Source organism: Streptomyces sp. NPDC046866, assembly GCF_040704625.1.
In the GTDB taxonomy this organism is placed as follows: domain Bacteria; phylum Actinomycetota; class Actinomycetes; order Streptomycetales; family Streptomycetaceae; genus Streptomyces.
In genome coordinates this window covers 135,789-155,028 of the sequence record NZ_JBEYXN010000018.1, presented here as the reverse complement: position 1 = coordinate 155,028, position 19,240 = coordinate 135,789, and the positions used below count along the sequence as shown (strand labels likewise).

The window sequence follows — 19,240 nt, the reverse complement described above, 5'->3', positions numbered from 1 at the left end:
GGGCAGGACGCCCCGCTGGCCCGCGCGGTTCCCCCGTCGGCACACTCGGCCCATGTCGCCTACCGCCTTGCAGTGGACCCCGACCCACGGCGAGCCGTACCGGCCCGTCGCCTACCGGCCGGCGCGCATGCCGAGCAGCGAATCCCTGGCCCGCTCCGCCGCGTTGCGCACGCGGATGGACGAGCGGCGCACCGTTCGCGCCTTCTCCTCCGACCCCGTACCCGAGCAGGCGGTCCGCGACGCCATCGCCTGCGCCGCGACCGCACCCTCCGGGGCCCACCAGCAGCCGTGGACGTTCGTCCTGGTCAAGGACCCGGCCGTACGGCAGCGGATCCGGGCCGCGGCCGAGCAGGAGGAGCGGACCTCCTACGACGGCCGGCTCGGCGACGAGTGGCTCCAGGCTCTGCGCCCCCTCGGCACGGACGCGGTCAAGGCCCACCTCACCGACGCCCCGGCCCTGATCGTCGTCTTCCAGCAGCGGTACTGGCTGGGCCCCGACGGCACCAAGCGCAAGCACTACTACGTCGACGAGTCGGTGGGCATCGCGGCCGGCATGCTCCTGACCGCCCTGCACCTGTCCGGCCTCGCCGCCCTGGTCCACACCCCGAGCCCGATGCGCTTCCTCTCGCAGGTCCTCGGCCGCCCGCAGAACGAGAAGGCCTTCGCCGTCATCCCGGTCGGCTACCCGTCCGACGACTGCACGGTCCCGAACCTCGTCCGCAAGTCCCTGGACCAGGTCCTGGTCGAGGTCTAGGGGGCGGGCGGCGCGGTCCCGTCCGGCTGCTCCGCCTGCCCGCCGATCCCGTGCAGCGCCCCGGCGAGACGAAGCCCGATCCGGACCCTGTCCTGCGGTGTACAGGTCTCCATGGCGGCCCGGACCTGCCGCAGGATCAGCCAGTCGCGCACCACCTTGGCCACACCCAGCACCGCCGCCGTCACACACGCCACCGACAGCATCAGCGGTACCTCGCACGATTCGCCTCGGTGATCGACTCGGCGGTGATCGAGGACGCCCCCGCATCGCAGGATCCCAGGGCGCGCACCACCACGTAGGCGTCCTCGAGGGCGATGGTTCCGCGCGCCCGCGGTTTCGCCTTCGCCGGGTCCAGGGGGACTCCGGCCGGTGGGGGTGCTGCCAGCCCGCTCCTGCGCAGCTTCCGTTCCACCTCGTCCCGGTCCCTGCCACAGCACCATTCGATGACGAGGTCGGAGTAGCCGTGGCTGTAGGCGTTGGCCCAACCGTGGGCGGCTCCGGCCTCGTTGACCACCAGCGGACGCCTCAGCAGCCGACTGAGCATGATGTCCCGCAACAGCGGCCGCGGGACACCGCGCCCGCTGCGCCAGAGGGTCAGTTCCTCTGCTTCCGTCCGGTCGAGAGACGCGGGCTTGCCGCGCCACAGCTCCGTCAGCAGCTCCGTGTCCTGCGGAAGGCGTGGTGTCCAGCCCGGGTCCGGGTGGGTGAGCCGGATCCGCGCAGGGCTCCCCACGTCCTCGAGCAGCCATTCCCCGGCACGGCCGACCAGCCTCAGTCCGGGAACGCCGCGCAGGCCGCCGTATCCGCGGTCGAAGGCGGGCAGCAGTTCCGCGACGACGCGGTGGGCCATCTCCGGATGGAGCTCCAACACCAACCCGTCCGGGGTGGGCACAGCACCCGTCACGCCGAGAACGGCCCCGTCGATCTGCTCGTCGCGCAGGGCGTTGGCGAGTACGTTGACGACCCGCGCCTCGAAGGCCCGCTGGGCCGTGGTGCGCGCGTCCGGAACGGGCTGGTGGCGTGTGATCAGGCCGTCTGCGGCCCACTGGGCGCACCGGGTGTAGCGGATCCCCGTCGCCCTGGCACAGAGGGTCGCGGTCCGGTGTCGATTGCTGCCGTGCGTGGACATACGTCTCCCCGAAGCCCCGTCCCGGCACGGCGCACAGAGGTTTCGTACATCCGGACAAGCTGCACAGTCACATGTACGGGAACTCGTGAGAGCCCTTTCCCCCCTCGGGTTACCGGGCCCGAGTCTGTGGAGCGTGTCTCCGTACCAACACCCCCGAGCGTAGCAGGGGTTGGGGCTCCCGGCTGTCCACTGTGAGGCCTCGGGGAAGATCGAAAACAGGAGGTTGCCGTGCTGCGGATCCGGTACGAGGTGCCCGGGGGCCGCGGGGTGTTGTTCCGGAGGACGTGGCGGTGCCGGAGCCGGAGCCCGGGGAGGTGCTCGTCAGGGTCGAGGCCGTCGGCGTCACCCTGCCCGTGGTGCGCAAGGTGCGGGAGGGCGGGGAGGCGATACCGCTCGGCGGGGAGGTCGCCGGGACCGCCGCCCCGTTCGTCTCGGCCGTGCCCGAGGGGGCCGGCTGCGTGGAGGCCGTCGCCCTGGTGCGCAGCGGGCTCGTCGCCCGCGGCGCCGTGGCGGCCGGGCAGGTCCGGGCCGGCGAGTCGGTGCTGGTCACGGCCGCCGCGAGTGGGGTCGGCAGCCTCGCGGTGCAGCTGGCCCGGGCCGAGGGGGCGGGGCGCGTGGTCGCCGCCGTCTCCCGCCGGGACAAGGCGGACTTCGTACGGAGCCTCGGCGCCGACGAGGTGGTGGTGTACGACGGGACCGAGGGCTGGGGCGCGCCCTACGACGTGGTCCTCGAAGTGGAGACCGCCCCCGCTCCGGGCTTGGGGGTACCGGAGCGGGGGCGGGGTTCGGCGGGGCGGTCAGCCCCTGTGGGGGGTCAGCCCATGTGCGGGTAGCCGTACTCGGTCGGCGGGACCAGCGTCTCCTTGATGGAGCGCGTCGAGACCCAGCGGGTCAGGTTGCTGGCGGCGCCGGCCTTGTCGTTGGTGCCCGAGGCGCGGCCGCCGCCGAAGGGCTGCTGGCCGACGACGGCGCCGGTGGACTTGTCGTTGATGTAGAAGTTGCCCGCGGCGAAGCGGAGCTTGTCCATCGCGTGCGCGGCCGCGTAGCGGTCGCCGGCGATGACCGAGCCGGTCAGGGCGTACGCCGAGACGGACTCCATCTGCGCGAGCATCTCGTCGAACTTCTCGTCCTCGTAGACGTACACGGCGAGGATCGGGCCGAAGTACTCGGTCGTGAAGACCTCGTTCTCCGGGTCGGTGCACTCGATGACGGTCGGGCGCACGAAGTAGCCCTCGGAGTCGTCGTACGTGCCGCCGGCGACGATGGTGCAGGTCGGGTCGGCCTTGGCGCGGTCGATCGCGGCCTTGTTCTTGGCGAAGGAGCGCTCGTCGATGACGGCGCCGATGAAGTTGGTCAGGTCGCGGACGTCACCCATGGTGATGCCGTCGACCTCGGCCGCGAACTGCTCCCTGAAGCCGTCGTTCCAGATGGAGGCCGGGATGTAGGCGCGGGAGGAGGCCGAGCACTTCTGGCCCTGGAACTCGAAGGAGCCGCGGGTCAGGGCGGTCTTCAGGACGGCGCGGTCCGCGGAGGGGTGCGCGACGACGAAGTCCTTGCCGCCGGTCTCGCCGACCAGGCGCGGGTAGGACTTGTACTTCTCGATGTTGTTGCCGACCGTCTTCCACAGGTACTGGAAGGTCTTGGTCGAGCCGGTGAAGTGGATGCCGGCGAGCTCGGGGTGGTTCAGGGCCACCTCGGAGACGGCGATGCCGTCGCCCGTCACCAGGTTGATGACGCCCTTGGGCAGGCCGGCCTCCTCCAGGAGCTCCATGAGGAGGACCGCGGAGTGGGTCTGCGTCGGGGACGGCTTCCACACGACCACGTTGCCCATGAGGGCGGGGGCGGTCGGCAGGTTGCCGGCGATGGCGGTGAAGTTGAAGGGGGTGATCGCGTAGACGAAGCCCTCGAGGGGGCGGTGGTCGCTGCGGTTCCACACGCCGGCGGAGTTCGCGACCGGCTGCTCGGCCAGGATCTGGCGGGCGAAGTGGACGTTGAAGCGCCAGAAGTCGACGAGCTCGCACGGGGTGTCGATCTCGGCCTGCTGGGCGGTCTTCGACTGGCCGAGCATGGTGGAGGCGGCCATCTTCTCGCGCCACGGGCCGGCCAGCAGCTCGGCGGCGCGCAGGATGATCGCGGCGCGGTCGTCGAAGGACATGGCGCGCCAGGCGGGGGCGGCGGCCAGGGCGGCGTCGATCGCCTCCTGGGCGTCGGCCTGGGTGGCGTTGGCGTAGGTGCCGATCACCGACTTGTGGTCGTGCGGCTGGACCACGTCGAAGCGCTCGCCGCCGCCCATCCGCTTGACGCCGTTGATCGTCATCGGCAGGTCGATCGGGTTCTCGGACAGCTGCTTGAGCTGCTGCTCGAGACGCGCGCGCTCGGCGCTGCCGGGGGCGTAGGTGTGGACCGGCTCGTTGACCGGGGCGGGGACCTGGGTCACAGCATCCATGGGGCTGGTAACTCCTTGACCTAGTTCTTGGTGATCATCGAGCGGAGGAAGAAGAGCAGGTTCGCGGGCTTCTCCGCGAGGCGGCGCATGAAGTAGCCGTACCAGTCGGTTCCGTACGCGGTGTAGACGCGCATGCGGTGGCCCTCGGCGGCCAGGCGCAGGTGCTCCTCGCTGCGGATGCCGTAGAGCATCTGGAACTCGTACTCGTCCAGCTTGCGCCCGGCCTTGCGGGCGAGCTCCTGCCCGATGGCGATCAGACGCGGGTCGTGGGACCCGATCATCGGGTAGCCGGCGCCTTCCATCAGGACCTTCAGGATGCGGACGTACGCCTTGTCGATCTCGGCCTTGTCCTGGTACGCGACCTCGGCGGGCTCCTTGTAGGCGCCCTTGACGATGCGCACGCGGCTGCCGGCGGCGGCCAGGCGCCGGGCATCGGCCTCGGTGCGGAAGAGGTACGCCTGGATCACGCAGCCGGTCTGCGGGAAGTCGCGGCGCAGCTCCTCGTGGATGGCGAACATCGAGTCGAGGGTGGTGTGGTCCTCGGCGTCGAGGGTGACGGTGGTGCCGATGGCGGCGGCGGCCTCGACGACCGGGCGGACGTTGGCGAGGGCGAGCTCGTGGCCGCCCTCCAGCGCCTGGCCGAACATCGACAGCTTGACCGACATCTCGGCCTTCTCGCCCAGGCCGAGGTCCTTCAGGCGGCCGATGAGCTCCAGGTAGGCGTCGCGGGCGGCGTGGGACTGCTCCACGGTGGTGATGTCCTCGCCCACCACGTCGAGGGTGACCTCCAGGCCCTTGGCGGCGAGGTCCTCGACGATGGGGATGACCTGGTCGACCGTCTCGCCGGGGATGAAGCGGGTCACCACGGGCTTGGTCACCGGGGCGGCAGAGACGATTCGGCGCATCTTGTCGCTGCGCGAGGCGGCGAGGATCGCGGGACCCAGCACGGGGACCTCCAACAGGTGGCAGAAGCAGTCACACGGTCACCGCGGGGGTGGGCGGAAGCCGTAGGGAAAACGCATGTAAAACCACCGTGAAATTTAAGGATGGCCTCGATCCTCTGCCATCGACAGCTGTCACGCATCCGTGTCCCGGATCTCATACAGGTGTCTGAAGACCGGGTGTGCGGGTGGGAGAATGTGCGGGTGAAGGGCGATTACCAGGACCTCGTGGACGAGATCTCGGCGCTGCTGGGCGCCCCGGCAACGCTGGAGAACCGGGACTTCCGGCTGATCGCCTTCGGCGCGCACGACAGCGACGACGACCTCGCCATGGATCCGGTGCGCACCCGCTCGATCCTGACCCGGCAGTCGACGGCCGCGGTGCGGGCCTGGTTCGAGGGCTTCGGCATCGCGCGCGCCACCGGCCCGGTACGGATCCCGGCGGCCCCGGAGGCAGGGGTGTTCCGGGGACGGCTGTGCCTGCCGGTGCGCCACCGGGGGATCGTGCAGGGCTACGTGTGGCTGCTGGACCAGGAGCCCGGGCCGGGGCCGCAGGCGCTGGCCGCGGCGATGGAGGTGGCCGACCGGATCGGGGTGCTGCTGGCCGAGGAGGCGAAGGCGGGGGCCGACCTGTCGCGGGAGTTCCTCGCGGCGCTCACGGCCGGGCGGGGCTGGCAGCAGGACATGGCGGTGGCCTCGCTGCGGGCGGCGCTCGGCGCCGCGGCCTCGGACGGGCTGCACGCGGTGGTGTGCGTGGCGCCGTGGCCCGGGGAGGCTCCCGCGTCGGTGCCGGGAGCGGCGGCGGTGTGCGTGGTTCCGGGCGCGGGCGGCGGGGGCGCGGCCTCCGGGCCGGATGCCGCCGGGGAGGACGGGGCCGGGGGGCCGGGCGGCTCCGGGCCGGCGGGTGCGGGCGGCGGGGCGGCGCTCGCCCTGCTGGTCAGGCTCCGCTCGGCGGACGTCCTCGCCCCGGCCGAGACGGTGGCGGCCCGGCTGCTCGGGGCCCCGGGGGGTACGGGATCCGGGCAGGGCCCCGGTGCCGTACCCGGCGCGGGGCCTGGCGCGGCCTCCGGCCCGGCGGCGGGGGCACGGCCCGGGACGGGACCGGGGGCAGGGTCGGGCGCGGGCTCCCGTACGGCGTCCGGGACGGCGGCCGCGGCAACGGCCCGTACGGCGCCCCGGCCCGCGGCGGCTCGGGCGCCGGCCGCCGGCATCGCCGAGCCGGGCCGGGGCCTCGGCGGCCTCGGCGCCGCCTGGCTCCAGGCCTCGGCGGCGGCGCGTGCGGCGGCGGCCCAGCCGCGGCTCGGCCCGGTGGCACGCTGGTCGGCGATCGGTCCGTACCGGATGCTGTCGGCACTGGCGGCGGCCGACCCGGCGCAGGATCCGGCGGCGCGCGCCCTGCTCGCCCCGGCCCAGCGGGAACTGGCCCGCACGGCCGAGGTGTTCCTGGACTGCGCGGGGCAGGCGGGCCGGGCCGCGGCGGCGCTGGGCGTCCACCGGCAGACCCTGTACTACCGGCTGGGCCGGGTGGAGCAGCTGACCGGCCTGGACCTCGACGAGGGCGAGGACCGCCTGCTGCTCCACATGGCCCTCAAGGCGGCCCGTCTGCAGGCGGCCGACGCGAGCGGCGGCTGACGCGAGGGGCGGCGGGCGGCCCGGCGGCGGCTCAGGCGGCAACGGCTCAGCGGCAAGGCAACGACTCGGTACCCGCCATCGCCTCAGCGGCGGCGCCGGCCGCCACCTCGCCCTCAGGCCTCGTTCTTGCGCAGGCCCTCGGCGATGCGCCGCAGCCCCTCGGTCAGCTCCTCGGCCGTGATCGCCCCCTCGGGGTTGGACAGCCACTGCGCCATCACACCGGTCAGCAGCGCCTGGTACACCCCGCCGAGCGTGCGCACGTCGCGCTCGTCGAGCTCGTCCTCCGGGATCCCGGTGAACATCGAGGCGAGCCCCCTGCGCCCCTCCGGCTCCGCGGCCAGCAGCATCTCCCGAAGCTGGGGCAGCCGGTCCCGGTCGAGGACGATCTCCATGCTGGCCGCCCACATCGGCGCCGACTCGGCCTGACGGCTGATCACGCCGTCCCAGACCGACCGGAACCGCTCCAGCGAGCCGCCCTCGCCCGCGACCTCCGGCCGGAAGGCGTCGCCCCATTCCTGGGCCAGCTCCACGTAGGCCTGTGTCAGCAGGGCGTCCTTCGAGCCGTAGTGATAGCCGATGGACGCCAGGTTCGCGCCCGAGGCGTTGACGATGTCCCGCGCGGTCGTGCGCGCGAAACCCTTCTCGACCAGGCACTTCTTGGCGCCTTCGAGCAGATCTTCACGGTGTCCCATGCCCGACACAGTATCAAGACGACCGTCATAGACAGCAGTCCCATACAGTCGTTCTATACAGTGGTTATGACGTCTGTACCTTGCTTCTCATGACGAAATCCGCCGCACGTCCCGCCGGCCGCCGGGAATGGATCGCCTTCACCGTCCTCCTGCTGCCCCTGCTCCTGGGCGCGGGCACGTTGACCAGGAAGACCGAGCCCCACCAGAAGTGGTCCAGCATGATCCCGCGGTGGCCATCGGCGCCGCCGCCCCCGCCGCCGCGGCCCTGGCCCGCACGATCGACCGCGCCCACGTCGTCGCCGGCGGCTTCGTCCTCGCCGCGTCCGGGTTCGTCCTGATTCCCTGGGCGGCGCGGTCGCCGGCGCCCGGCGGCTCGGCGGCCCCGCGGGCGAGCAGCTGCTGGCCCTGGCCCGCGAGGCCTTCGTCCACGGCATGCAGGACGCAGCCCTCGGCGGCGCCGCCCTGCTGCTGGCCACGGCCGTGCTCGCCGCGGCGTTGCTCCGCCGGAGCGCGGGCCGCCTCCCGGCCGGGGCCACGGCCGCGGCGCCCGCCCTCACCGGGGCCGACTGCTGAGCGGCCCCGCCGGGCGGCCGGCGGAGCCCGTACGGACCGCACGCACCACGCAGACACGGCAAGGGCCCGGGGAAGCAGTTCCCCGGGCCCTTGCCGTCGTGCCATGTGCTGCGGTGCGGCGGCGGTCAGCCGACCAGGTTCACCGAGCGGGCCGAGGTGGCGCCGATCTCCTCCGCGATGTCCGTGAGCACGGACTGCGGGACGGTGTCGTCCACGGTGAGGACGGCGAGCGCCTCGCCGTGCTCCTCCGCCCGGGCCACCTGCATGCCCGCGATGTTCAGGCCGCCCTCGCCGAGGATCCGGCCGACGGTGCCGACCACGCCGGGGCGGTCGGTGTAGCGCAGGACGACCATGTGGTCGGCCAGGGCCAGGTCCACGTCGTACGCGCCGACGCCGACGATCTTCTGGAGGTGCTTGGGGCCGGCCAGGGTGCCGGAGACCGCCACTTCCTGACCGTCCGACAGGGTGCCGCGCACGGTGACCACGTTGCGGTGGTCCGGCGACTCGGAGCTGGTGGTCAGGCGCACCTCGACACCGCGCTCCTGGGCGAACAGCGGCGCGTTGACGTAGGAGACCGTCTCGTCGACGACGTCCTCGAAGACACCCTTGAGCGCGGAGAGCTCCAGCACCTTGACGTCGTGCTGGGTGATCTCGCCGCAGACCTCCACGTCGAGGCGGACCGCGACCTCGCCCGCGAGGGCGGTGAAGATGCGGCCGAGCTTCTCGGCGAGCGGCAGGCCGGGGCGCACGTCCTCGGCGATGACGCCGCCCTGGACGTTCACGGCGTCCGGCACGAGCTCGCCGGCGAGCGCGAGGCGCACGGACTTGGCGACGGCGATTCCGGCCTTCTCCTGGGCCTCGTCGGTGGACGCGCCCAGGTGCGGGGTGCAGACGACCTGGTCGAGCTCGAAGAGCGGGGAGTCCGTGCAGGGCTCCTTGGCGTACACGTCGAGGCCGGCGCCGGCGACGCGGCCCTCCTTCAGCGCGGAGAACAGCGCGGCCTCGTCGACGATCCCGCCGCGCGCGGCGTTGACGATGCGGACGGACGGCTTCACCTTGTGCAGGGCCTCGTGGCCGATGAGACCGATGGTCTCCGGCGTCTTCGGCAGGTGCACGGTGATGAAGTCGGCCACCTCCAGCAGCTCGTCCAGCGAGAGCATCTTGACGCCCATCTGGGCGGCGCGCGCGGGCTGCACGTAGGGGTCGTAGGCCACGACCTTCATGCCGAAGGCCGACATGCGCTGGGCGACCAGCACGCCGATGCGGCCGAGGCCGACGACGCCGAGGGTCTTCTCGCTGAGCTCGACGCCCGTGTACTTGCTGCGCTTCCACTCGCCGTTCTTCAGGGCGGTGTTGGCCTGCGGGATGTGGCGGGCGGTCGCGATGAGCAGGCCGCAGGCGAGCTCGGCCGCCGTGACGATGTTGGAGGTCGGGGCGTTCACGACCATCACGCCGGCCTTGGTGGCGGCGGAGACGTCGACGTTGTCGAGGCCGACGCCGGCGCGGGCGACGACCTTCAGCTTCCGGGCGGCGGCGATGGCCTCCGCGTCGACCTTGGTCGCCGAGCGCACCAGGATGGCGTCGACGTCGGCGATCGCGGGGATCAGCTCCGCGCGGTCGGCGCCGTTGCAGTGCCGGATCTCGAAGTCCGGGCCGAGCGCCTCGACGGTGGCGGGCGACAGCTCTTCGGCGATGAGTACGACAGGTTTCGAGCTCACGTGGGTCCTCACAAGTCCAGTGCGGACGGCCGTCCCGACGGCCGCAGGCGGTGGAGGGGGTAGCCGCGTGGAAGACGCACGACACTGTGGGCCTGACGCGTTGTGTTCAGCAGTGTAGTGGCGGATCGAGGTCGGGATTCCGCCTGTCCGGAAGGATCACCCGTCCGGGGTTGGCCGGGGTGGACAAGCCGTACTACGAGACGTCTGTATTCCGGCTCGCCGGGGATGCGGCGCGGGGCCGGGACGGTGCGTCCCGGCCCCGCGAGGCGATCAGCTCTCTTCGCTGTCGACCCAGCTCATCAGCTTGCGCAGCTTCTTGCCGGTGGTCTCCAGCAGGTGGGCCTCGTCGGCCTTCTTGTACTCGTTGTACTTCGGCAGGCCGGCCTTGTACTCGGCCATCCAGGTGTTGGCGAACTCGCCGCTCTGGATCTCGGCGAGGACCTTCTTCATCTCGGCCTTGGTGGCGTCGGTGATGATGCGGGGGCCGGTGATGTAGTCGCCCCACTCGGCGGTCTCGGAGACCGACCAGCGCATCTTCTCCAGGCCGCCCTCGTACATGAGGTCCACGATGAGCTTCAGCTCGTGCAGGCACTCGAAGTACGCGATCTCCGGCTGGTAGCCGGCCTCGGTCAGGGTCTCGAAACCGGCCTTGACCAGGGCGGAGGCGCCACCGCAGAGGACGGCCTGCTCACCGAACAGGTCGGTCTCGGTCTCCTCGGTGAAGGTGGTCTTGATGACACCGGCGCGGGTGCCGCCGATGCCGGCCGCGTACGACAGGGCCAGGGCGAAGGCGTTGCCCGAGAAGTCCTGCTCGACGGCGGCGATGCACGGGACGCCGCGGCCCTCCTCGTACTGGCGGCGGACCAGGTGGCCCGGGCCCTTCGGGGCGACGAGGGCGACGTCCACGTTGGCCGGGGGCTTGATGAAGCCGTAGCGGACGTTGAAGCCGTGGCCGAAGAAGAGCGCGTCGCCCTCCTGCAGGTGGTCCTTGATGGACTCCTCGTAGATCTCGGCCTGCAGCGGGTCCGGAGTGAGGATCATGATGACGTTGGCCCAGGCGGCGGCCTCCGACACGGAGACGACCTTCAGGCCCTGCTCCTCGGCCTTGGCCTTGGACTTCGAGCCCTCCTTCAGGCCGACGACGACGTCGACGCCGGAGTCACGCAGCGACAGCGCGTGGGCGTGGCCCTGGCTGCCGTAGCCGATGACCGCGACCTTGCGGCCCTGGATGATGGACAGGTCGGCGTCGTTCTCGTAGAACAGCTCGGCCACTGGGATATCTCCTTGGTGCGCTGGTGTTGCTCCCACCGTACGGCGGGGAACGTGGACGAAGTTTCGTGGTCTCGCGATGCGAGAGGCAAAGAGGCGCGGGCGCGCGGCGCGGTCAGGCGCTGCGGTCGAGCGCGCGCAGGCTGCGGTCCGTGATGGACCGGCCGCCGCGCCCGATGGCGATCGTGCCCGACTGGACGAGCTCCTTGATGCCGAACGGCTCCAGCATCTTGAGCATGGCGCCGAGCTTGTCGGCGCCGCCGGTGGCCTCGATGGTGACGGCCTCCGGGGAGACGTCGACCGTCTTGGCGCGGAACAGCTGGACGATCTCGATGATCTGTGAGCGGGTCTCGTTGTCGGCGCGGACCTTCACCAGGACGAGCTCGCGCTCGATGGCGTTCGAGGGCTCCAGCTCGACGATCTTGAGCACGTTGACCAGCTTGTTGAGCTGCTTGGTCACCTGCTCCAGCGGGAGGTCCTCGACGTTCACGACGATGGTGATGCGGGAGATGTCGGGGTGCTCGGTGACGCCGACCGCGAGGGAGTCGATGTTGAACCCGCGGCGGGAGAACAGGGCGGCGATCCGGGCGAGGATGCCGGGCGTGTTCTCGACCAGGACGGAGAGCGTGTGCTTGGACATGTGAGGCGTTCTCTCTCTCGGCTCTTCCGGCTCAGTCGTCTTCGCTGTCGCCGAAGTCGGGACGGACGCCCCGGGCTGCCATGACCTCGTCGTTGGAGGTGCCGGCGGCGACCATCGGCCACACCATGGCGTCCTCGTGGACGATGAAGTCGATCACGACGGTGCGGTCGTTGATCGCGTTGGCCTCGGCGATGACCTTGTCCAGGTCGGCGGGGTCCTCGCAGCGCAGCGCCACGCACCCCATGGCCTCGGACAGCTTGACGAAGTCCGGGACGCGGGTGCCCTTGCGGGGAGCGGTGGACTCGCCGAGCTGGGAGCCGACCGTGTCGTGGCCCGTTTCGTCGGCGTGCAGGACGGTGTTGGAGTACCGCTGGTTGTAGAACAGGGTCTGCCACTGGCGGACCATGCCCAGCGCGCCGTTGTTGATGATCGCGACCTTGATCGGGATGTTGTTCAGCGCGCAGGTGACCAGCTCCTGGTTGGTCATCTGGAAGCAGCCGTCGCCGTCGATCGCCCAGACGGCGCGCTCGGGCATGCCGACCTTGGCGCCCATCGCGGCGGGGACCGCGTAGCCCATGGTTCCGGCTCCGCCGGAGTTGAGCCAGGTGCGGGGCTCCTCGTAGTCGATGAAGTGCGAGGCCCACATCTGGTGCTGGCCGACGCCGGCCGCGAAGATGGTGTGCTCCGGGGCCAGTTCGCCGATGCGCTGGATGACCTGCTGCGGCGAGAGCATCCCGTCCTCGGGGGTCTCGTAGCCGAGCGGGTAGGTGTCGCGCCAGCGGTTGAGGTCCTTCCACCAGGCGGAGTAGTCGCCGGCGTTGCCGTCGTTGTGCTCGGCCTGGATCGCCTGGACCAGGTCGGCGATGACCTCGCGGGCGTCGCCGACGATCGGGACGTCGACCTCGCGGTTCTTGCCGATCTCGGCCGGGTCGATGTCCGCGTGGATGACCTTGGCGTACGGGGCGAAGCTGTCGAGCTTGCCGGTGACGCGGTCGTCGAAGCGGGTGCCGAGCGCGATCAGCAGGTCCGACTTCTGCAGGGCGGTGACGGCCGTGACCGCGCCGTGCATGCCCGGCATGCCGACGTGCAGCGGGTGGCTGTCGGGGAAGGAGCCCAGGGCCATCAGGGTGGTGGTGACCGGGACGCCGGTCAGCTCGGCCAGCACCTTCAGCTCGGCGGTCGCGCCGGACTTCATGACGCCGCCGCCGACGTACAGGACGGGGCGCTTGGCCGCGCAGATGAGCTTGGCGGCCTCGCGGATCTGCTTGGCGTGCGGCTTGGTGACCGGCCGGTAGCCCGGGAGGTCCAGGGCGGGCGGCCACGAGAAGGTGGTCTTCGCCTGCAGGGCGTCCTTGGCGATGTCGACCAGGACCGGGCCCGGACGGCCGGTGGCGGCGATGTGGAACGCCTCGGCGATCGTCTTGGGGATGTCCTCGGCCTTGGTGACCAGGAAGTTGTGCTTGGTGATCGGCATGGTGATGCCGACGATGTCCGCCTCCTGGAAGGCGTCGGTGCCGATCGCCTTGGAGGAGACCTGGCCGGTGATGGCGACGAGCGGCACGGAGTCCATGTGCGCGTCGGCGATCGGGGTGACCAGGTTGGTGGCGCCCGGGCCGGAGGTGGCCATACAGACGCCCACCTTCCCGGTGGCCTGCGCGTAGCCGGTCGCGGCGTGGCCGGCGCCCTGCTCGTGCCGGACCAGGATGTGGCGCACCTTGGTGCTGTCCATCATCGGGTCGTACGCCGGGAGGATGGCTCCGCCCGGAATGCCGAAGACGGTGTCGCACCCCACCTCTTCGAGAGAGCGGATGAGGGACTGGGCACCCGTGACGTGCTCAACTGCGGCGGGCTGCTGTCCGCCGGAACGGGGCCGCGGCTGCGGATGCTGGGCCCCGGAGGCCTGCTCGGTCATCGGCATTCTCTTCTCGAAGCTGAGGGTTTTACGAGGTTTCGAAGGTGTGCCAGTGCAACAAAAAACCCCTCGTGCCGGATGGCAAGCGAGGGGAGCGCGTCGGGTGCACGGAGCGGGGACATGGAGGTCCCGACTTCAGCCGACGCGCTTTCCAAGTACGAGAATTCGGGTGCGCATGGCACTGACCCTCCCTCCGGCGGGAGGGGGATGTCAAGTGGGTGGGACGGGCGTCTCATTATGTGAGCCTCTGGGGATGGCCATCGAGCCCCCGGACGAACCTCCGGCCAAGGCGGGCTGGACCGCCCCGCCCGGTACTGGGAACGTACCGCGCACGAGCGCCCGCCGCAGCCTGTATTCGTCGAGCGGGCCGGAAAACGCCGCCCCCTGGCCGTGGGTGCACCCCATAGAGCGCAGGGCCATCGCCTGCTCGGGCAGGTCCACCCCCTCGGCGACCGACTGCATGCCCAGATCGTTTGCAATGCGCAAGAGACCGGCGGTGATCTTGCGGAGGCGGGCGGACTCCACCACGCCCTCGACCAGGCCGCGGTCCAGCTTCAGGACGTCCACCGGGAGCCGGCGCAGGGCGCCGATGCCCGCCTCCCCGCCGCCGAAGCCGTCGAGGGCGATCAGGACGCCCAGCCGGCGCAGGGCGGCCAGGCGCCGCTCCAGCTCCTCGGAGGGGACTCCCGGGTCGCTGTCGGCCAGCTCGATCATCAGCGAGCCGGGGGGCAGCCCGTGGCGCTTGAGCAGGGCCTCCACGGAGGCCGGGGGTACGGCCCGCTCCAGCAGGCGCCGGGCGCCGATCCGGACAGCGACCGGTACGTCGTGCCCGGCCCGGTGCCGCTCGGCCGCCTGGCTGACGGCCTCCTCCAGGAGCCGGTTCCCGAGCTCCACGGCCCACAGGGGGCCCGCAGCCGGGCCCGCGGCGCGGCCCGGGGGTGCCTGCTGCCCGGCCGCGGGGCCCTCTCCGTACGCGGAGACCCGGAGGAATTCGGCGGGGGTGAACAGGATGCCCTGCGCCGAGCACCAGCGGGGCTGGACCGCCACGGCCGTGACCTCCCCGGTCTCCAGGGAGACCACGGGCTGGTGCAGCAGGGCGAACCTCCCGTCGTGCAGCGGGCTGCGCAGCCGGCCGGTCAGCTCCGCCCGGCGCACGACCTCGGCCTGCATCTGGGGGGCGTACAGCTCGACGCGGTCCTTGCCGCCGGCCTTGGCCCGGTACATCGCGAGATCCGCATTGCGCATCAGGTCCGAGGGGGTGATGCCGGGGTCGGCGAAGGCGACGCCGATGCTGGCGGCGACCCGGACCTCGCTGCCGCCGATCCGGTACGGCCGGGAGAGGGTGGTGCGCAGCCGGTCCGCGATCTCGTGGACCTGGTACTCGCGGGCGCTGCGGTCGCGGCTGCCGTCGCCGATGATGAGGGCCGCGAACTCGTCCCCTCCGAGGCGGGCGGCGGTGTCCCCGGCGCGGACGGAGTCCTGGAGCCGGCGCGCGGCCTCGACCAGCAGCTCGTCGCCGGCCTGGTGGCCGAGGGTGTCGTTGACCGCCTTGAATCCGTCGAGGTCGATGAAGAGCACGGCGGTGCTGTGGTCCCCGGCGCGCCGGCCGCTCAGGGCCTGGCGCACCCGGCGGGTGAACAGGGCGCGGTTGGGCAGGTCGGTGAGCGGGTCGTGCTCGGCGCTGTGCTGGAGCTGCGCCTGCAGGCGGACCCGTTCGGTGACGTCGCGGCTGTTGAGGATGAGACCGCCCTGGTGGCGGTTGACGGTGGACTCGACGTTCAGCCATTCGCCGCTGCCCGACTTGAAGCGGCACTCGATGCGGGTGGTCGGCTCCTCGGCGGGCGGCGCGGCGAGGAAGCGGCGCACCTCGTGGACCACCCGGCCCAGGTCGTGCGGGTGGATCAGGGCGGCGAGCTCGGTCCCGACGAGCTCCTCGGCCTCCCGCCCGTAGACCCCGGCGGCGGCCGGGCTGACGTAGCGCAGGGTCCCGGTGGGTGCGGCGATCATGATGACGTCGCTGGAGCCCTGGACCAGGGAGCGGAAGTGGTTCTCCTTCTGCGCCAGCTCCTGGGTGAGCGCGATGTTGTCGATGAGCATGATGCCCTGCCGGATGACGAGGGCGAGGACGACGGTGCAGCCGGTGAAGACGACGACCCGGTCGACCTTCCGGCCGTCCACCACGTTGTAGAGGATCCCCAGGGTGCAGACCGCGGCGGCGAGGTACGGCGTGAGCGCGGGCAGCGACCCGGTGATCGGGCGGCTGACCGCCCGGTCGGGGTGGGCAGGGGCCGGGGGCCGGCCGGGGGCGCCGGGACCTGCCGCCAGCCGCCGCGCGCCCCAGGGTGCGTACGCGAGGAGCAGCGAGCCGGCGAACCAGCCGGCGTCGAGCAGCTGCCCGGACTGGTAGCCGGCGCTCAGCAGCGGCGAGGTGAACAGGGCGTCGCTGAGCACGGTCAGGGCGAGCGCGGCGATGGCCGTGTTGACGGCCGAGCGGTTGACCTCGGAGCGCCGGAAGTGCAGGACGAGCACCATGGAGACGAGCGCGATGTCCAGCAGCGGGTAGGCGAGGGAGAAGGCGGCGCGTGGGACGCTGCCGGGGGCGCCCGACTGGGCGGTCCGCGCGGCGTTGGCCAGCGCCAGGCTCCAGGACAGGGTCAGCAGGGAGCCGCCGATCAGCCAGGAGTCGAGGACCAGGCAGACCCAGCCGGCCCGGGTGACGGGGCGTTTGGCGAGGACGAGCAGGCCGACGATGGCGGGCGGGGCGAAGCAGAGGAAGGCGAAGTCGGCGAGGGAGGGCTTGGGCAGGGGCTCGCCGAGCACCACCTCGTACCAGCCCCAGATGGCGTTGCCGCAGGCCGCCATGAGGGAGGAGAAGGCGAACAGCAGCCAGGCCGGGCGCTCGCGGCTGTCGATCGCCCGCGCGTACGAGTAGCAGGAGACGGCGGCGAGCAGCGCGGCGGCGCTGAGCCCGAAATCGCCCATGACCTCGGCGAGCTCCTGGGAGCCCCAGCCTAAGGCGGCGCCGATGGCGTACCCGGCGCTGGCGAGGGCGAGGAACAGCTGCATCAGCAGGCTCCTGCCGCCCTGGCAGACGGGCGGCCGGGTCAGCAGGGCCGCGCCCGGCGCACTCACCGGTCCCCCTCGCTGGCTGGTTCCGGCGCTCCCCATCCTCGCCTCCGGCGGCTGTGCCGCATCGGATCCTTCGTCCATTGGCCGTGCATCGCCCGTCGCCCCCCAAAGTGTCCGATCACTCCCCAGCGCCAGACGTTCGTGGCGCAGCCCCTTGTTCCGGACGATACACCACTTTCGTCACTCAGGGACATAGATGCTGTACTCTGCGTGACCACCTGGGGAGTTGTTGCCACTGAGTGCATCCGGACGGATGCGGAGGGTGCTCACTCCGGTGCGGACGGCTGTCCGAGCGGGCGGGCGCCGGCGCCTCAGTCGGTGATCAGCACGGTGTTCTCGAGGGGTTCCCCGGCGGCGAACCGGGCCAGCTGACGGGCCACCAGGCGCTTGGCGCGTGGCGCGAACGCACTGCTGCTGCCCCCCACGTGAGGCGTGATCAGCACGTGCGGAGCATGCCACAGCGGGTGTCCGGCGGGCAGCGGTTCGGGGTCGGTGACGTCGAGCGCGGCGCGCAGCCGGCCCGCCTGGAGCTCGGCGAGGAGGGCATCGGTGTCGACGACGGGGCCGCGCGCCACGTTCACGAGGAGCGCGCCGTCCTTCATGCGGGCGAGGAAGTCCGCGCCGGCCAGGGCGCGCGTGTCCTCGGTCAGCGGCGTGGAGAGGATCACCACGTCGGCTTCGGGCAGGAGGCGGGGCAGTTCGGCGAGGGAGTGGACCGGGCCGCGCATGGTGGTGCGCGCCGAGCGTGCGACCCGCACGACCCGCGCGCACTCGAAGGGCGCGAGCCGGTCCTCGACGGCTGCCCCGATGGCTCCGTAGCCGACGATGAGGACGGACTTGTCCGCGAGGGCGTCGTAGAACCCGCCCCGCCACTGCTCGCGGTCCTGGCCGCGGACCATGCCGGGGATCCCGCGCAGCGAGGCCAGGACGAGGGTGAGCGCGAGCTCGGCGGTGCTCGCCTCGTGGACGCCGCGGGCGTTGCACAGCCGGACGCCGGGGCGCAGCAGGTCGAGGCCGCCGAGGACGTGGTCGACGCCCGCGGTGAGCGTCTGGACGACCTCCACTTCGGGCATGGCCGCCAGCGGGCGCAGCGTGACCTCGGGCGACTTCATGTAGGGGGTGACGTAGAAGGCGCAGGCGGCCGGGTCGGCGGGGAACTCGTCCTCGCCGTCCCAGTGGCGGTAGTGGAAGGAGTCGGGGAGGCCCTCGACCTCCCCGGCGGGGAACGGGAGCCAGACGTCCGCGGTCTTTGAAGTCATGATCACGAGGCTATGCCAAGGGATCCTTGATCAACCCGTTAGTTTGAGGGCCTGACGTGGAGGGGGACGCACGGGTGGAGCGCAGGTCGATCGGGGCGGGGGCGCTGTCGGTGGGCGCCGTCGGGCTCGGGTGCATGCCGATGAGCTGGGCGTACGCGCCCTCGCGGCGGCGCGGCGAGGATGCGATGGCCGCGGTGCACACGGCGCTGGACCTGGGGGCGAACCTGCTCGACACGGCGGACCTGTACGGGCCGTTCACCAACGAGCTGCTGCTGGGGCGGGTGCTGCGGGAGCGGCGCGCCGAGGCGTTCGTGTCGGCCAAGGTCGGGCTGCGGGCGGGCGAGCAGCACGTGGTGGCCTGCGGCCGGCCGGAGTACCTGCGGCGGGCCTGCGACGCCTCGCTGCGGCGGCTGCGGACGGACGTGATCGACCTGTACCAGCTGCACCGGGTGGACCCGGAGGTCCCGGTGGAGGAGACCTGGGGGGCGATGGCGGAGCTGGTGGCCGCCGGGAAGGTGCGGGCGCTGGGGTTCTGCGCGCTGGGCGCGGGCGCCGGGCCGGGTGCGGGGCGGCGCGGGGACGGGGGGTACGGCACGACCCTGCGCCATCTGGAGCGGGTGCAGCAGGTGTTCCCGGTGAGCGCGGTGCAGGCGGAGCTGTCGGTGTGGTCGCCGGAGGCGGCGCGGCTGCTGCTGCCGTGGTGCGCGGCGCGCGGGGTGGGGTTCCTGGCGGCGATGCCGCTGGGCAGCGGGTTCCTGACCGGGACGCTCACGCCCGGTGAGGGGTTCGAGTGGGAGGACGTGCGGGCCCGGCATCCGCGGTTCACGGCGGAGTCGATGGCGCAGAACCAGGTGCTGGTGGCGGGGCTGCGGCGGGTGGCCCGGCGGCACGGTCCCCGGGTGACGGCGGCGCAGGTGGCGCTGGCGTGGGTACTGGCCCAGGGGTCGCAGGTGGTGCCGGTGCCGGGGGCCCGGCGGGCGTGCTGGGCGGCGGAGAACGCGGGGGCGGTGCAGGTGCGGCTGACGCCGGAGGACCTGGCGGAGATCGAGGAGCTGCCGGCGGCGGTGGGGGCCTGGGACTGACCCGGGCCACAACCACTCGATCGAGTGTACGAGTGGCGGAACTTCGGGTGCGGCGGCAGGTGTT

General features: G+C 72.2%; 15 protein-coding genes and 1 pseudogene. 5 read left to right on the top strand and 11 right to left on the bottom strand.

Features of this window, described 5'->3' with window-relative positions; all coding sequences use genetic code 11:
- Positions 1–52 precede the first annotated feature (52 nt).
- Positions 53–754, top strand: coding sequence for a nitroreductase family protein (locus AB0953_RS24585; RefSeq protein ID WP_366861703.1), 702 nt, complete (start codon positions 53–55; stop codon positions 752–754).
- On the opposite strand, the gene AB0953_RS24580 is transcribed toward AB0953_RS24585, so the two are convergent.
- Both AB0953_RS24580 and AB0953_RS24575 read right to left on the bottom strand, forming a co-directional pair.
- Positions 751–957, bottom strand: a complete 207-nt coding sequence (locus tag AB0953_RS24580) for a hypothetical protein (RefSeq protein WP_366861702.1) — start codon at positions 955–957, stop codon at positions 751–753. The genes AB0953_RS24585 and AB0953_RS24580 overlap by 4 nt on opposite strands.
- Positions 957–1,883 carry a hypothetical protein gene (locus AB0953_RS24575; protein ID WP_366861701.1) on the bottom strand — a complete coding sequence of 309 codons (927 nt, stop codon included), beginning with the start codon at positions 1,881–1,883 and terminating at the stop codon, positions 957–959. Before AB0953_RS24575 ends, AB0953_RS24580 begins: the two co-directional genes overlap by 1 nt.
- Positions 1,884–2,111: 228 nt before the next feature.
- Here AB0953_RS24575 and AB0953_RS24570 point away from each other — a divergent pair.
- Positions 2,112–2,617, top strand: a pseudogene (locus tag AB0953_RS24570) (zinc-binding dehydrogenase); the annotation flags it as partial.
- An 80-nt stretch (positions 2,618–2,697) separates the two neighbouring features.
- Here the strand turns inward: AB0953_RS24570 and pruA are convergent.
- Together pruA and AB0953_RS24560 are read right to left on the bottom strand one after the other, a co-directional pair.
- On the bottom strand, positions 2,698–4,329 hold the full coding sequence (gene pruA, locus AB0953_RS24565) for an L-glutamate gamma-semialdehyde dehydrogenase (protein WP_366861700.1): 1,632 nt from the start codon (positions 4,327–4,329) through the stop codon (positions 2,698–2,700).
- Positions 4,330–4,349: 20 nt separating this feature from the next.
- Complete coding sequence (locus tag AB0953_RS24560) at positions 4,350–5,276, bottom strand: proline dehydrogenase family protein (protein ID WP_366861699.1); 927 nt, start codon at positions 5,274–5,276, stop codon at positions 4,350–4,352.
- A 198-nt stretch (positions 5,277–5,474) separates the two neighbouring features.
- Here AB0953_RS24560 and AB0953_RS24555 point away from each other — a divergent pair, with 198 nt between their 5' ends.
- Positions 5,475–6,902 carry a helix-turn-helix domain-containing protein gene (locus tag AB0953_RS24555; protein ID WP_366861698.1) on the top strand — a complete coding sequence of 476 codons (1,428 nt, stop codon included), beginning with the start codon at positions 5,475–5,477 and terminating at the stop codon, positions 6,900–6,902.
- Positions 6,903–7,015: 113 nt separating this feature from the next.
- Here the strand turns inward: AB0953_RS24555 and AB0953_RS24550 are convergent, their stop codons facing one another.
- Positions 7,016–7,594, bottom strand: a complete 579-nt coding sequence (locus AB0953_RS24550) for a TetR/AcrR family transcriptional regulator (RefSeq protein ID WP_366861697.1) — start codon at positions 7,592–7,594, stop codon at positions 7,016–7,018.
- A gap of 432 nt (positions 7,595–8,026) precedes the next feature.
- Here AB0953_RS24550 and AB0953_RS24545 point away from each other — a divergent pair, with 432 nt between their 5' ends.
- Positions 8,027–8,167 carry a hypothetical protein gene (locus AB0953_RS24545; RefSeq protein ID WP_366861696.1) on the top strand — a complete coding sequence of 47 codons (141 nt, stop codon included), beginning with the start codon at positions 8,027–8,029 and terminating at the stop codon, positions 8,165–8,167.
- 125 nt (positions 8,168–8,292) lie between these two features.
- On the opposite strand, the gene serA is transcribed toward AB0953_RS24545, so the two are convergent.
- The 6 genes from serA to AB0953_RS24515 all read right to left on the bottom strand — a co-directional run bounded on the left by serA (position 8,293) and on the right by AB0953_RS24515 (position 18,094).
- Positions 8,293–9,885 carry a phosphoglycerate dehydrogenase gene (serA, locus tag AB0953_RS24540; RefSeq protein ID WP_366861695.1) on the bottom strand — a complete coding sequence of 531 codons (1,593 nt, stop codon included), beginning with the start codon at positions 9,883–9,885 and terminating at the stop codon, positions 8,293–8,295.
- 270 nt (positions 9,886–10,155) lie between these two features.
- Positions 10,156–11,157 carry a ketol-acid reductoisomerase gene (ilvC, locus tag AB0953_RS24535; protein WP_366861694.1) on the bottom strand — a complete coding sequence of 334 codons (1,002 nt, stop codon included), beginning with the start codon at positions 11,155–11,157 and terminating at the stop codon, positions 10,156–10,158.
- A gap of 112 nt (positions 11,158–11,269) precedes the next feature.
- Entirely contained in the window at positions 11,270–11,794 is a 525-nt protein-coding gene (gene ilvN, locus AB0953_RS24530) for an acetolactate synthase small subunit (RefSeq protein WP_114054307.1), read from the bottom strand.
- Positions 11,795–11,825: 31 nt separating this feature from the next.
- Positions 11,826–13,712, bottom strand: a complete 1,887-nt coding sequence (locus AB0953_RS24525) for an acetolactate synthase large subunit (protein WP_366861693.1) — start codon at positions 13,710–13,712, stop codon at positions 11,826–11,828.
- Between the two features lie 204 nt (positions 13,713–13,916).
- Positions 13,917–16,772 (bottom strand): EAL domain-containing protein, encoded by a 2,856-nt coding sequence (locus AB0953_RS24520; protein ID WP_366861735.1) that lies wholly within the window; start codon positions 16,770–16,772, stop codon positions 13,917–13,919.
- A 374-nt stretch (positions 16,773–17,146) separates the two neighbouring features.
- A complete protein-coding gene (locus tag AB0953_RS24515; RefSeq protein WP_366861692.1) occupies positions 17,147–18,094 on the bottom strand; it encodes a 2-hydroxyacid dehydrogenase in 948 nt (315 codons plus the stop codon).
- A gap of 74 nt (positions 18,095–18,168) precedes the next feature.
- Here AB0953_RS24515 and AB0953_RS24510 point away from each other — a divergent pair, with 74 nt between their 5' ends.
- Positions 18,169–19,176 (top strand): aldo/keto reductase, encoded by a 1,008-nt coding sequence (locus AB0953_RS24510; protein WP_366861734.1) that lies wholly within the window; start codon positions 18,169–18,171, stop codon positions 19,174–19,176.
- Positions 19,177–19,240: the final 64 nt, after the last annotated feature.

Coding starts and splice junctions, on each gene's coding strand:
- AB0953_RS24545 (WP_366861696.1), top strand. CDS start 8,027: ATGCAGGACGCAGCCCTCGGCGGCGCCGCCCTGCTGCTGGCCACGGCC.
- AB0953_RS24525 (WP_366861693.1), bottom strand. CDS start 13,712: ATGCCGATGACCGAGCAGGCCTCCGGGGCCCAGCATCCGCAGCCGCGG.
- AB0953_RS24575 (WP_366861701.1), bottom strand. CDS start 1,883: ATGTCCACGCACGGCAGCAATCGACACCGGACCGCGACCCTCTGTGCC.
- AB0953_RS24580 (WP_366861702.1), bottom strand. CDS start 957: ATGCTGTCGGTGGCGTGTGTGACGGCGGCGGTGCTGGGTGTGGCCAAG.
- AB0953_RS24520 (WP_366861735.1), bottom strand. CDS start 16,772: ATGCAGCTGTTCCTCGCCCTCGCCAGCGCCGGGTACGCCATCGGCGCC.
- AB0953_RS24515 (WP_366861692.1), bottom strand. CDS start 18,094: ATGACTTCAAAGACCGCGGACGTCTGGCTCCCGTTCCCCGCCGGGGAG.
- pruA (WP_366861700.1), bottom strand. CDS start 4,329: ATGGATGCTGTGACCCAGGTCCCCGCCCCGGTCAACGAGCCGGTCCAC.
- AB0953_RS24550 (WP_366861697.1), bottom strand. CDS start 7,594: ATGGGACACCGTGAAGATCTGCTCGAAGGCGCCAAGAAGTGCCTGGTC.
- ilvN (WP_114054307.1), bottom strand. CDS start 11,794: ATGTCCAAGCACACGCTCTCCGTCCTGGTCGAGAACACGCCCGGCATC.
- AB0953_RS24585 (WP_366861703.1), top strand. CDS start 53: ATGTCGCCTACCGCCTTGCAGTGGACCCCGACCCACGGCGAGCCGTAC.